At 53.9% G+C, this 13,015-nt stretch carries 11 protein-coding genes; 7 read left to right on the forward strand and 4 right to left on the reverse strand.

What is annotated here, in order from left to right; all coding sequences use genetic code 11:
* The first annotated feature begins 255 nt into the window (after nucleotides 1-255).
* The 4 genes from OSC37_RS19075 to OSC37_RS18275 all read left to right on the forward strand — a co-directional run bounded on the left by OSC37_RS19075 (nucleotide 256) and on the right by OSC37_RS18275 (nucleotide 6,135).
* Nucleotides 256-1,656 carry an ATP-binding cassette domain-containing protein gene (locus OSC37_RS19075; protein ID WP_368409604.1) on the forward strand — a complete coding sequence of 467 codons (1,401 nt, stop codon included), beginning with the start codon at nucleotides 256-258 and terminating at the stop codon, nucleotides 1,654-1,656.
* Nucleotides 1,656-2,387, forward strand: a complete 732-nt coding sequence (locus OSC37_RS18265) for a hypothetical protein (RefSeq protein ID WP_267164374.1) — start codon at nucleotides 1,656-1,658, stop codon at nucleotides 2,385-2,387. The genes OSC37_RS19075 and OSC37_RS18265 overlap by 1 nt, the downstream gene beginning before the upstream one ends.
* 120 nt (nucleotides 2,388-2,507) lie before the next feature.
* Complete coding sequence (locus OSC37_RS18270) at nucleotides 2,508-5,156, forward strand: heavy metal translocating P-type ATPase (RefSeq protein ID WP_417448624.1); 2,649 nt, start codon at nucleotides 2,508-2,510, stop codon at nucleotides 5,154-5,156.
* Between the two features lie 7 nt (nucleotides 5,157-5,163).
* Nucleotides 5,164-6,135 carry a cation diffusion facilitator family transporter gene (locus tag OSC37_RS18275; protein ID WP_267164376.1) on the forward strand — a complete coding sequence of 324 codons (972 nt, stop codon included), beginning with the start codon at nucleotides 5,164-5,166 and terminating at the stop codon, nucleotides 6,133-6,135.
* Nucleotides 6,136-6,146: 11 nt separating this feature from the next.
* Here the strand turns inward: OSC37_RS18275 and OSC37_RS18280 are convergent, their stop codons facing one another.
* From OSC37_RS18280 to OSC37_RS18295, 4 genes are all read right to left on the reverse strand, one after another.
* Complete coding sequence (locus OSC37_RS18280) at nucleotides 6,147-7,997, reverse strand: multicopper oxidase family protein (RefSeq protein WP_267164377.1); 1,851 nt, start codon at nucleotides 7,995-7,997, stop codon at nucleotides 6,147-6,149.
* Between the two features lie 165 nt (nucleotides 7,998-8,162).
* Entirely contained in the window at nucleotides 8,163-8,621 is a 459-nt protein-coding gene (locus OSC37_RS18285) for a disulfide bond formation protein B (RefSeq protein ID WP_267164378.1), read from the reverse strand.
* On the reverse strand, nucleotides 8,602-9,366 hold the full coding sequence (locus OSC37_RS18290; RefSeq protein ID WP_267164379.1) for a DsbA family protein: 765 nt from the start codon (nucleotides 9,364-9,366) through the stop codon (nucleotides 8,602-8,604). The genes OSC37_RS18285 and OSC37_RS18290 overlap by 20 nt, the downstream gene beginning before the upstream one ends.
* A gap of 255 nt (nucleotides 9,367-9,621) precedes the next feature.
* Nucleotides 9,622-10,350 carry a CPBP family intramembrane glutamic endopeptidase gene (locus OSC37_RS18295; protein ID WP_267164380.1) on the reverse strand — a complete coding sequence of 243 codons (729 nt, stop codon included), beginning with the start codon at nucleotides 10,348-10,350 and terminating at the stop codon, nucleotides 9,622-9,624.
* 574 nt (nucleotides 10,351-10,924) lie between these two features.
* On the opposite strand from OSC37_RS18295, the gene OSC37_RS18300 reads away from it, so the two are divergent.
* The 3 genes from OSC37_RS18300 (at nucleotide 10,925) to OSC37_RS18310 (ending at nucleotide 12,792) form a co-directional block, all read left to right on the forward strand.
* Nucleotides 10,925-11,887, forward strand: a complete 963-nt coding sequence (locus tag OSC37_RS18300; RefSeq protein WP_267164381.1) for a transcription initiation factor IIB — start codon at nucleotides 10,925-10,927, stop codon at nucleotides 11,885-11,887.
* 252 nt (nucleotides 11,888-12,139) lie between these two features.
* Nucleotides 12,140-12,517, forward strand: coding sequence for a winged helix-turn-helix domain-containing protein (locus OSC37_RS18305; RefSeq protein ID WP_267164424.1), 378 nt, complete (start codon nucleotides 12,140-12,142; stop codon nucleotides 12,515-12,517).
* On the forward strand, nucleotides 12,514-12,792 hold the full coding sequence (locus OSC37_RS18310) for a DUF7521 family protein (RefSeq protein WP_267164382.1): 279 nt from the start codon (nucleotides 12,514-12,516) through the stop codon (nucleotides 12,790-12,792). The genes OSC37_RS18305 and OSC37_RS18310 overlap by 4 nt, the downstream gene beginning before the upstream one ends.
* Nucleotides 12,793-13,015: the final 223 nt, after the last annotated feature.

The raw sequence follows: 13,015 nt of genomic DNA on the forward strand, positions 1-13,015 counted from the left end.
TAAATTGAGATGACCAGTCCTAAACATAAGTAATAGCAGCATTTATAATAATCAGATAACACACTTATATGATTTTTGTTATTAAAACACAATTTCGAAATTATTTGTTTTAATGTAATTTACACTGCTAAATAGCAGCTAATTTAATAAGAAATTGTTGACAACGTTGAACTGATGAGTTCGACTCCGAATCCCACAGCGATCGATGCGTCGCCAAACACTCGGCCAGACAGTACAGATCGAGCTGACAGCGCCGTGGTTCTCTCTGCATCCGATATCGAGAAAACCTACGACACCTGGTTGCCATTCGGCCGAACAGTCGATGTACTTGATGGTGCAACCATGGAAATACGGGCCGGCGAAATCATCGGAATCGTCGGTGAGAACGGGAGCGGCAAGTCTACGTTGATGCAGATTCTCGTCGGTGCGCTTGAAGCTGACGGGGGCGCAGTGGAGGTCGACGGGCAAGTCGGCTGGTGTCCCCAGGAACCCCGGTTGTACGACCGGTTGACTGTCGAGGAAACCTTCCACCTGTTCGGTGAGGCGTACGACATGACCCACGAGGAAATCCGCTCGGCACGCAATCACTTTTCAGAGACGCTGGATTTCGAGCGCTTCCTCGACTATCAGGTTCGTCATCTTAGCGGTGGAAATCGACAAAAAATCAATCTCAGTGTCGCATTGATGCATGACCCTGACGTTCTACTGCTCGACGAACCCTACACAGGCTTCGACTGGGACACGTACCTCGCCTTCTGGAACCTGACTGAACAGCTGATTGAGAGGGTGTTGGCATCGGTATTATCTCGCATTTCATCAACGAACGGCAACGCTTCGATGGCATCTACGAACTCGTCGACGGTACCCTTTCTTGGGAGGAGATTGAAGATGGCGACGACTGAGAGGTCACTACCGGGAACGGGGCACCGCGTCTGGACGGGAGTACGAGCACATGCGACGGCGTTTTTCCGAGAACCACTCTACCTCGTGCTCCTGATTGCGCTGCCAGTGGTGGAAATCTGGTTTGCTGGCTCCGCGCTCGAATCGCTCCCAGACGCCGCGTTTACAGAAATGGATGTGTCTCTGATCACTACAGGTAGAATGTTCGGTGCGATATTCGCAACGGCAGTCTTTGCTGGCATCGTCGGCTTGTTTCAGCGACTCAGTGCCGAAGACACAGACCGACGGCTGATTATCGCTGGCAGTTCGCCCAGTCGACTGTTCGTTACCCGAGCCCTGACGATTCTCGGAATTACGACTGTGGTCGCGGTCGTCTCGACGATTGCCCTCTTGGCGTTCGAGCAGGTAGCGCGCCCGGGACTTGTGTTTGCGGTTCTCGTGACTGCCGGCATTCTGTATGCTGCGTTTGGGATACTCGTCGGGTCGCTGTTGTCTGGGGAACTGGAAGGGTCGCTGGCGCTGGTCTTTCTTGTCGATATCGACGTAGTGCTCGCAACAGGACTTCTTCCCACGGATCTGTTTGTCGGAGAATTGTTCCCACTGTTCCATCCGTATCAGCTACTGGAGACTGCAGTCGTGGGAGGCGATGTCAGTAGTGGTCATGTACTTCCGTCTCTGGGATATGTCGTCGTTGTTAGTGGCGTTGCAGCACTGGTGTATGCCCGTACGACAACCATCAATGGGGGTGCAGGCTGATGCGAACGCGACACGTACAGACAGCGGTTACGACAGGGTTGCGTGAATACGCTCGCACGCCGGTCTTGCTTGCATTGCTGTTGTTCGCTCCCGCGTATTTGATTGGTCTGTTTGGGTATCTTGCACCGGAGACACCCACACCTGTTGATGTGCCGGGTGCTGGTCAGTTGACGGTTCCACTTGCGGATGTGCTGACTGTCGGTGGGGTTCTTGTTGCGAACGCGCTGGTCGGTGGGCTCGTCGGTTTGTTTGTGGTTCAGTCGGCCACCGACGCAGACGGACGACTCGTCATCGCAGGGTTTGAACCGGCGTCACTGTTGCTCGCCCGAGGCACCCTCGTTGGTGTTGCAGCTATCGCAACAGTCACCGTTTCGATGGCAGTGACACTCCTGTTCTTCGAGCCAGCGAACGTGGCTATGCTGGCGACAGCCGGCTTCTTGACGGCGCTTACCTACGGAATGGTCGGCATCATCGTTGGTTCTCAGGTCGACACCTTGGCAGGCGTCTGGATTCTGTTGTTCCTGCCGATTCTCGACGTGCACCTGTTCCAGAATCCACTGGCAACAGAGACGGAACTGATTGCAACGATTCTTCCCGCTCATTCGACGACGAACCTCGCCACTGACGCGGCTTTCGAAGCCGGCATCTGGTTGTTGAATCTCGGAACAGCGATCGCCTATCTCGTCGTGACAACGGTGATTGCCACCGGCCTATATTACCGGGAAACGTAACTGCCTTCATCACTATTGGCGGAATTAATAACTCAGTCAATTTTGGTTGTTAATAAGTGCTAGCAAAACCCCGATTACAAACAGCGGGTTTAACAAAATAGCAGCGTCGACGAACAGATAATGACGTCTCCTGAGAGAGAGTCCTCTGATACGCCTCAATCTTTTCATTCACACGAGTGTAGCCATGACCACAACGACGGTCATGACCACCACCATGATCACGACCATGCCCACACACGTGAGACAGGGACCGATTCCTCAGATATCGAAACCCAAGGAGATGTAGTCCAGCTGTCGGTCCCAGAGATGGATTGCCCCTCCTGTGCCGGCAAAGTCGACAATAGCGTACAGAAAATCGACGGAATCCTCCAGGTCAGGCCGCAGGTAACTACAGGAACCCTGACTGTCACCTACGATGGTGAGCAGACAAAGCCAGACGCTATCGTCGACCGCGTCGAAAAGGCCGGTTACAGCGTCACAAATACCGGCGAAGACACTGTGACAATCACCGCCCCTGAAATGGACTGTCCGTCCTGTGCCGGCAAAATTGAGAGCGCACTCGACGGACTTGACGGCATTTCCACCTACGACACCCGCCCGACGACCGGGAAAATCGTCGTAACGTACGATACAGCGACCGTCAAGACGGACCGAATTGTCGATACAATCGAAAACGCGGGCTATGATGTAGCGGCCACGAGTACCAGCGGTGAAGAGGCGAGCGCAACAGCCACCTCCCAAGACAGTATCTGGACGAGTACGCGTGCGTTAAAAACCTGGGTGAGCGGTGGCTTCGTCGCGCTCGGATTCGCTTTCGAGTTCCTCCTTGTCAGCCAGAATGGCGAACTCGTCAGCGGTCTTGGCACCGAATTACTGCTATCTGATGCCCTGTTCATCATCGCAGTTGCGTTCGGCGGACAGGAGATTCTCCGCAACGGCTACTACTCCGCGCGCAATCGGAGTCTCGACATCGACTTCCTGATGTCGGTTGCCATCCTTGGCGCACTTGCATCGAGTCTTGTGTTCGGTGAATCCTACTACTTCGAGGCGGCGACGCTGGCGTTCCTGTTTAGCATCGCCGAACTGCTCGAACGCTACTCGATGGATCAGGCCCGCAACTCCCTTCAGGAGTTGATGGACCTCTCGCCCGACGAAGCAACTGTCAAGCGTGATGGTGATACTGTCACTGTTCCGGTTGACGAACTCTCGGTCGGAGATATCGTGGTGGTGAAACCGGGCGAGAAAATTCCCATGGATGGCATCGTTGTCGACGGGTCGAGTGCAGTCAATCAGGCTCCGATAACAGGCGAGAGCGTGCCGGTTGATAAGACCACTGGCGACAACGTCTTCGCCGGTACCATTAACGAGGAAGGCTACCTCGAAGTTGAGGTCACCTCTGAATCCGGTGACGACACGCTCTCACAGATCATCGAGATGGTCGAGGATGCCCAGTCGAACAAGACCGACCGCGAACAGTTCGTGGAACGGTTTGCCGCGTACTACACACCACTCGTCGTCGGGTTCGCTGTGCTTGTCACGGCCGGGAGTCCGTTCGTTCTCGGAGTGGAGTGGTCGGAGGCTGTCGTCTATGGTTTGACGTTGCTCGTGCTGGCGTGCCCGTGTGCGTTCGTGATTTCGACTCCCGTTTCGGTGGTGTCGGGCATCACCAGCGGCGCGAAAAACGGTGTTCTCATCAAGGGAGGGAATCACCTCGAAGCGATGGGCAACGTCGACGCCGTAGCACTCGACAAAACGGGCACGCTGACGCGAGGGGAACTCACGGTCACGGATGTCGTGCCCCTCAACGGAAATACCGAGGAGGATGTCCTGCACTGTGCCCGGGGTCTGGAACGCCGGAGCGAACACCCGATTGCCGACGCAATCGTCGAGAAGGCAGAGTCCGTCGGCGTTGGCGGTCGAGAGATAGCAAACTTCGAGAGTATCACCGGCAAGGGTGTCAGGGCCGACCTCGACGACAAGACACACTACGCAGGTAAGCCCGGCCTGTTCGAGGAGTTGGGCTTTGACCTGTCACACGTCCACGCGACGACAGACGGAGGTGTCGTCACGATGGACAAATGCGAGCAGGAGAACTGCCTCTCACTGCTCGATGAAACTGTCCCGAAGCTGCAAGACCAGGGGAAGACGGTGGTGCTGGTCGGAACGGAAGACGAACTCGAAGGCGTCATCGGTGTTGCGGACGAGGTACGGCCAGGCGCAAAGCGTGCCGTCCATCGTCTGAAAGAACTCGGCATCGAGCGAACGGTCATGCTCACCGGCGATAATGCGCGGACTGCACGCGCGATTGCAAACCAGGTGGGCGTCGACGAGTACCGTGCCGAACTACTCCCCGACGAGAAGGTCGCCGCAATCGAAGAGCTACAGGCGGACGGCAATCAAGTCGCCATGGTCGGTGACGGCATCAACGACGCGCCTGCACTGGCGACTGCGAACGTTGGCGTCGCGATGGGTGCAGCGGGGACTGACACCGCACTGGAGACGGCCGACATTGCGCTGATGGGTGACCAGTTGTCGCGGCTCCCGTATCTGTACGAGCTCTCCCACGACGCGAACGGCGTCATTCGACAGAACATTACCGCCAGCCTGCTCGTGAAAGCAGGGCTGGCACTCGCAGTCCCGATTCCGGGGATTCCAGTCCCGGTCTGGGTGGCAGTGCTCGTCGGTGATGCCGGGATGACACTCGGCGTCACCGGGAACGCGATGCGTCTCTCTCGAATCAAACCAGAGAGTGAATCGACGGAGGGGTGATTCGTCGATGAACCCGAACGACGAACACAGTCACCACCAGCACGCAGACGACGGCGCTGGGAGTCAGGAGTTCGAGGCTGGTGAGAGTCACGACCATACAGATATCGACGAAACCAGCACACACAAACTGGCGCTGGTAGCAGGAATCAATTTCGTCGGATTCGTCGTGGAACTTGCGGGTGGCCTGTTGTTCGGGTCGGTGGCACTGATCAGCGACGCGTTTCACATGCTGTTCGATATGTTGGCGTACGTGATGGCGTTCAGTGCGAGCTACGCGGCCGAACGGTTCGACCGTGGTGACGAGTGGTCCTACGGGCTCCATCGACTCGAACCCGTTGCAGCGTTTCTCAACGGCATACTGCTCGTTCCGATGGTCGGCTACATCGTCTGGGAGGCCTACAAGCGGTTTCTCGAACCGGCCAGCATCAACGCCGAGTTGACGCTGGTGATCGCCACTGGGGGATTACTCGTCAATATCGGGTCCGTGTTCGTTCTCCAGGGCGGTGAGATGAGTCTCAATGAGCGTGGCGCGTTTTATCATCTTCTCGGCGATGCGGGTGGGTCAGTCGCAGTAATCGTGTCGACGCTCGCGGTCTCGGTACTCGATATGCCGGTAGCTGATCCACTGGCTGCAGTGTTGATCGGCCTCCTCGTGTTGTGGTCGGCCGGAAAAGTTCTCGTCGAAAGTACGTCTATCTTCCTCCAGCACAGCCCCATGTCGATGGCGACACTCCGTGATGAGGTGACCAACATCGATGCGGTTGCGAGTGTCGAGGACATCCACGTCTGGCAGGTCTGTAGTCAATTGACCGTCGCGACCGTCCAGGTCCAAACCACCTCCAACTCTGCCGACGAACAACAGCAGCTCAGAGCAACTGTTCACGAGACGCTCGCTGACGCTGGTATCAACCATATTACCGTCGAGATTATCGGTCCATCGAACGTGCAGTCGACTGAACACCGACAGCACAGTCACTAGGGTGGGGTCGTTTACCAAGACCGACTATCAGTCTCTTCATTCGACGACGGTTCCTCCTCGGGGACAGGTTGTACGTGGAGTGGACGCATCATATCATGGTCTTCGTGCTCGATCATGTGACAATGCCACATGTACTCGCCCGTTTGGTCGTTGAACAGTCCCTCGTACTCACCAAAGTGGACAAGGAGATGGACCACGTCACCAGGATTAACTGAAACCACGTCATTCCATCCCTGTTCGAACGGCTTGGGGTCTCGAAGTTCATTCTGGTCGATATCGTCCTCAGCAGGGTCATATTCAATAGATTGTCGTCCAAGCACCTGGAAGTGAACGAGATGGAGATGAATCGGGTGGGACATCCCGGTAAGATTGGCAACACTCCAGACTTCGGTGTCACCTACTGTAGGGGTTTCTGTGGCGGGGTCTGTCAGTTTGTGCCCGGACTGGTTTTCTTGTGTCCCGAGCAGAAACATCGGCCGCCCATATTCATCATCTGACTGTATCAATGGCAAATATCGTTCGTTGTCGGCTGCATTGAGGGGGATATCTGGAACCTGTGTCAGTGTCTCTGGAACCTGTTTCTTGTCTGACCCATTCCCAGTCTTGTCCACGTCGACGAGCATAATTTCGGGCAACGGTTCCTCGTCGTCTCCGTCAACCGAACCAACGTACCTCGCTGGCGCGTTGTTGTGGAGCAGAAGCGTCTGGTCCGCATACTCGGAGAAATCCACGACGACATCGGCCCGTTTGCTGGACCCCAGTTCAAGTCGGTCTTCGAGTTGGACTGGGCGTGGGAGTAACCCCCCATCGTTTCCAATCTGGATGAAGGATGGGCCATCACCGACAATCGTGCCTGAACTCTCATCGTATTCGAGCAGTTTGAGGCTGTAGTACCGGCTGTTCGCTCCGTTGAGCATTCGGAGTCGATACTTCGTTGGTTCGACGGACAGACGCGGCCACGCTTTCCCGTTGACGACCGAGACATCGCCGTAGAACTGGGGCACAATGCTCGGTTCGAGGGGTAACTCATCTTCATCATCTTGGTTCTTTGGGCCTGTTGGATAGAACAGTGAACCGTCCTCATTGAAACGCCGGTCTTGAAATACGAGTGGTATCTCGTAGCCGCCTTCAGGTAGGCCAAGACTGCGTTCGTGTTCGTTGCGAAGGAGATAGAAACCCGCAAGCCCAGCGTAGACGTTCAACCGTGTGATACCGAGTGAGTGGTCGTGATACCAAAGCGTCGCTGGCGGCTGCTCGTTCACGTAATAGTAGTCTTTTTTCTCGAATTCGGGACCGGTCTCTTGAAAATCCCGAGTGTACCATGCCTGTGCATGGCCGTCGCTTTCATCCTCAACGTTCCCACCGTGAAGGTGAGTTACAGTTCGGACTCCTGTTGAATCATATGGTACAATGTCACTGTGAATTGTCGTGTCTTCGGGAAGGAGATGGGTGTCTGGTAGATTATTTTTCCACCGGACATAGATTGGCTCGCCTTGCTGAGCTTCTATCGTCGGTCCAGGATACTGCCCATTGTATCCCCAGACAGTTGTCGCCGGGAGGTCGCTGTGGAGTTTCTGTTCGACTTCACGCATTTCGATCTCGTAGTACGGCTGGCCGTTTTTCGTTCCAGCTGGGTCCACTGTATCCGGCCGAGGGGCTTCGTCCACCCACTTGGTAAGTTCAGGCGAGGTATGGCCTGTTGAAGGGGGTCGCTCTGGTGAGGGCGTTTCATTTTCCGCTGCCGTGGTCTCTGTGTCGCTCGCTAAACAGCCAGCACTGGTCGACACACCGGCAACTCCCACTGCAAGGAGAAAGTTGCGTCGAGACAACTCGGCACCGGTGGCTCCAAAACGTCTGGTCATGGGACATTCGACGTTATGTAGAGCCGCAATATAGGGGGACGGCGCAATCCCAGTTCACGGGACAGCGCGTGAACATATTCGGCGAAAATAGGAACTTTACTCACACGACCAAGAGTCAGTACTCTTCCCGACCTGGAAAATACTTCTTGATTTTTCCTAACTCTGTCAGGGCGCTGTGTCTGTTTGTCGTGTCTGGCTCGTGCGTGCCGTTTCGTTTGCGCCGAATACAGCTATCGTTACAAACAGGAAGCCAAGTAACGACAGGTTCGGAATCGATAACCCAACGACTGGAGCCTGCCACTGTATGATTGCACAGGGTCCACTGAACGAACACGAGTCGGTCGTCATCTGAAGAATAGAATGATACCCGGCGATGCCACCACCGAAAACAGAGAGTGGGAGAGCAGTCCGCCAAACGCCCGGCCGCCGTTCAGCGGTAGCAACACCGAGCACGACCACCAGTGGATACATCAGGATTCGCTGATACCAGCATAGCTCACAGGGGACGAGCCCGAGTCCGAGACTGAACCACAGGCTTCCGACAGTTGCGACGGTAGCGACGAGGGTTCCGGCTACAAGCCAGAGCTGTGTCCAATCTACGCGGTCAGGAACTGGCGATTGCATTTTCGACAGCTTGTCTCGTTTGTTCGGGGCTCGCGAGCGGGTTGAACGACGACCCTCCAACGACGAGTGCTGGTGTCCCTCTGATACCAGCCTCCTGTGCCGCCGCTTCTGTTTCCTGGAGTGCAGTGCTGTACCGAGATTCCTCGACTGCCGCCCGCACGACGCCGGGATTAGAGACGCCGGCCTCGCGGGCGAACTCTGTCAATCGATCTGCGGTCGCCCACTGCTGACTTTCTGGCGGCTGGTTTTCGAATACGTACTCGTGGTAATCGAAGTACGAACTCGGCTCGTTGTTGTAGACTGCCAGTCCTGCGTGTCCGGCATTCGGGGCATCCGGTCCCAGAAACGGCTCCCCGCCGAGATACGCGACATTACGATAGACGATCGCGAGTTCTCCGGGTTCGACGTAGTCTCGAATCAGTTTCTGCAACAGCCCAGTACTGAACTGCGCGCAGAACGGGCATTTGTAACTGCCATAATAGGTAATAGTCGTCCCGGCATCCACAGATCCGATTGTCGCGTACTCGTACTGGTCGGCTGAATTTGCTTCGTTATCCACTCCACTACCGGACTGAGAGTTCAGGTATGCACCAGCACCAGCGATAGTGCCTGCCACCGAGACACCACCCGCGAGGAGAAAGTATCGTCGGGGGAGGCCTGTAACGGCAGCCCCAACAACCTGGCTGGAGAGACGATCCGAGAACGTGATTGAGTCGACAGCTGAGCTCGCCTGCTTGCGGTCCATTCGCCGTAAATCATCAGGGTGGGCTGTGAGCCAGTGTTTGAACAGTTCATATTTGGAGGCATCGTCAGCTAATTGTTCGCCACAGTAGTGACATGCGCGGTGCTGATTCCACGTGTGGTCTCGGACATTACCGCCTGAATCGAATTGCTCCTCACAAATTGGACATTTTTGTGATGACATTAGCTTGCAGTTGGTGGTACTAGCTGATATTCGAGACAAATCTGTTTTGATTGGATATACATTGTCAGGATGTTCTCAGACTCCACCGGTTGCTGTGAGGTACGCGCTCGCGAACTGTACTGCGTTGTACGCACCGTGAATCATGGCTGGAACGGTGAGGTTCCCGGTATACTCGTAGGTAGCACCCAAGATGAACGCCAGAACGAATGCGATACCGAGGTATACTAGCTTCCCCTCTCCATTCAGTGAGAAGAGATGAATTGAGGCAAATAGTGCGCTTGCAAGCATGATTGCACGGGTCGGATGGAGTGTTTCTCGAAGTATTCCTTGAACGAGACCACGGAATAACAACTCCTCCCCAGGACCCACCAACAAGAACGACAGGGGGATGAGAAGTAAAAACACCGCTGGATTTTGCTCGCCGACCGTTACGATCTGATTTTCTGCCGATTTGATGCCGAGCGCCGAGAGAATCACCGACGTTCCAAGAAGCAGGCCCAGAAGTGCGAATATTCCAACGACGATTACGGCAAAATCACGCCCGTCCGGGATGGTAAATGGGACGAAATCGAAATCACGATTCCGGATTCTGAGATAGAGGAGGGCAACCCCTCCAAATGTAACCCCCTGCAGCATGAGTGTGTTCAACAAAAGCCGTAACGATGGGCGAGATGCGAGATCGATTCCAAGCCCGCCAAAGATTGAAGCAGCGGCGAAGGTGGTAACTCCTCCAATCAAGATGGAACCGTATGTGAGTCCAATTGCACTCCCAACTGCGGTGAGTCGTGATGTTGAGTATGTCATTTGATGCTATTAATATCTGGAGGGGTTGTGCTGGGATTCTCTCATTCTTTTCGAAGATATGTTGCGAGTACGGTTGTGAGAAGACTGAGGAGTGTCAGTGTTGCGACTGCGAGATGCATGGTCACAATTACTGGTTTGAGATCCCATGTGACGGTGAAAACGTTTTTCGAAGGTGGTTCCACTGTAGTATGTCTTCGCTCATACACTTACTGGGGAACTTTTGTATGTCGACATCTCGTATTGGTACACCACTAATAAAGAAGTAGGGCGGAATCCTATTGAGTGGGATTCTGCTTTTTGTTCACACCGGTCTCATTCTTTGGCTCTGAAGAAGTACAACGGAGGGGGAAACTACTTGAGAATTACACTTGTGTCGGCAGCAAGTAAGAGACAATGCACCCCAACGAATTGGATAAACAATGATTCTATACTTGCCACTCATTCTGTATAATGGCATTTGCAGGCCGAATTCCCACTGAATGAGATTCCGCCGTATCTTCATTACGGAGGTACTCCATGTTCCTGTTAAGAAAGCCCACTATTTGTTGGGAAAAAAGCTATCTTAAAGACTTCAATGACACATCCCAATCAAGGCGGTGAACCATCTTCAGAGGACCACAAACGGGGACCAACGCAAGGAGAAGGAGACACCTGTCCCGAGTGTCAGGGCAAAATCACACAGACTAGCGAGCGGGGAGAGGCTACGTGTGAAAACTGTGGGTTGGTTTTCGAGGAAAATCCAATCGACAGAGGTCCCGAATGGCGCGCCTATAACGCCAACGAGCGCGATGAAAAGAGTCGGGTGGGGACTCCAACGACTCATCTGATGCATGATAAGGGGCTGAGTACGATAATCGGCTGGCAAAACAAGGATGCCTCCGGCCAGGCTATCTCCGCTCGTAAACGTGCCCAATTACAGCGCCTCCGGACGTGGGATGAGCGATTTCGGACAAAGGGTGCCCACGAGGAAAATCTTAAGCACGCTCTTGGCGAGATCGATCGAATGGCATCAGCTCTTGGGCTTCCAAAACCGGTTCGTGAAACGGCAGGTGCCCTCTACAGGCGTGCTGTCAAAGAGAATCTGTTGCCTGGACGCTCGATAGAAGGAATGGCAACTGCCTCATTATATGCAGCTGCTCGACAGCATGACCTCCCACGTTCGCTGACGGTTGTCACTAATGTCAGTCGTGTCGAACAACTTCGTATTCAGCGGGCATACCGACACCTCTCTCGTGAGTTAGGATTAGAAATCGAGCCGGAAGAACCCTCACAGTATCTTCCTCAGTACGCATCATCGCTTGGGGTGAGCGATGAGACAGAACAATTGTCCCGTGAACTTCTGGAGGTGGCGACAAATCATGCGATTCACAGTGGAAAAAGTCCAGCAGGATTGGCGGCCGCAGCCCTCTATGCCGCGGCCCAACTCACAAATGAGAAACTAACACAGGAAACAGTGAGTGACGCTACGAATATGAGCAAATTGACGATACGAAATCGCTACCAAGAAATTCTTGAGGTATACGAGGAACATGACTGAGTGTAAAATTCACTCATCCGGAACACGACTCCTGAGTCGTCTCTGGATTGGACGCCAATCTGATCGGATTCCCGACTCGGGACCACCCGGACCTCCTCGATAGCAGTGTCACCATGTCACCACCACTTCGACAACTCCGCCAAGGGCGTCTCTATCACGACCAGGAGATCGCAGTCCAACGTGATGTTGTACGTCTACAAGGCGACCAGGATGCCAATATCAGAGAATATCCTGACGTATTTCTATAATTCAATGGGGGACAATTCATTGCCTTCCGGAGATACACCGGAACTACAGGATGTGCTTGATGCGCTGGATGATCCAGACTGTCGGGCTATTCTCCGTGAAACGACTGAACCTATGACTGCCAACGAACTCGTCACCGCCTGTGATATCCCACGGTCAACACTGTATCGAAAATTAGAACTTCTCAGTTCAGCATCTCTTGTTGTGGAGCAAGAGACGATCAATCCAGGAGGAGGACGGGTCACTCACTATAAACAATCGTTTGACGACGTGATAATAACTATGGATGACACAGGTGAGTTTTCAGTAAGTATAGGAGAGCAACAGCAGTCGACTGACGAACGTCTTGCAGACATCTGGTCCAAGATGGGAGATGAGGTATGAACGAGATTATAACAGCAATTGCAGTGGTCAAGTCAGTAATCTTACTTCTCGGCGGTGGGATCACTTACATCGCATTCAAAGCCTATCGACGAACTGGTGAGGAGTCGTTGCGGGTTCTGGGTGTCGGGTTCGGTATCATCACTCTTGGAGCATTGCTTACAGGCGTGGCTAATCAGTTCTTCTCGGTCTCATTAGAAGTCGGGGTCCTTATTAACAGTATATTCGTAGCTCTCGGCCTTGCAGTCATCATGTATTCCCTCCACATTCAGAGCTGACAGCAGGTGTCCATGAACCGTTCCGTATCTGTTGCTTGAAGCCACTGGAGCGCGGTTGAACGATGGTTCATTATGAAATAGCGATCTGGGTGGGTGCGACCGCCAAAAAGAGACAGATGATGAGACATCACCTAAATAACTGCTTCAGATGAAACCTTATTGCTAATAGTTAAACACATTTTTGATTAGCTTGTTACCACAGCCATAACTCTTCCACAGATTC

Origin of the sequence: Halovenus salina (genome assembly GCF_026410925.1) — an archaeon.
GTDB classification, from domain to species: Archaea; Halobacteriota; Halobacteria; order Halobacteriales; family Haloarculaceae; genus Halovenus; species Halovenus salina.

Coding starts and splice junctions, on each gene's coding strand:
- OSC37_RS18265 (WP_267164374.1), top strand. CDS start 1,656: ATGCGAACGCGACACGTACAGACAGCGGTTACGACAGGGTTGCGTGAA.
- OSC37_RS18270 (WP_417448624.1), top strand. CDS start 2,508: ATGACGTCTCCTGAGAGAGAGTCCTCTGATACGCCTCAATCTTTTCAT.
- OSC37_RS18275 (WP_267164376.1), top strand. CDS start 5,164: ATGAACCCGAACGACGAACACAGTCACCACCAGCACGCAGACGACGGC.
- OSC37_RS18280 (WP_267164377.1), bottom strand. CDS start 7,997: ATGACCAGACGTTTTGGAGCCACCGGTGCCGAGTTGTCTCGACGCAAC.
- OSC37_RS18285 (WP_267164378.1), bottom strand. CDS start 8,621: ATGCAATCGCCAGTTCCTGACCGCGTAGATTGGACACAGCTCTGGCTT.
- OSC37_RS18290 (WP_267164379.1), bottom strand. CDS start 9,366: ATGGACCGCAAGCAGGCGAGCTCAGCTGTCGACTCAATCACGTTCTCG.
- OSC37_RS18295 (WP_267164380.1), bottom strand. CDS start 10,350: ATGACATACTCAACATCACGACTCACCGCAGTTGGGAGTGCAATTGGA.
- OSC37_RS18300 (WP_267164381.1), top strand. CDS start 10,925: ATGACACATCCCAATCAAGGCGGTGAACCATCTTCAGAGGACCACAAA.
- OSC37_RS18305 (WP_267164424.1), top strand. CDS start 12,140: ATGGGGGACAATTCATTGCCTTCCGGAGATACACCGGAACTACAGGAT.
- OSC37_RS18310 (WP_267164382.1), top strand. CDS start 12,514: ATGAACGAGATTATAACAGCAATTGCAGTGGTCAAGTCAGTAATCTTA.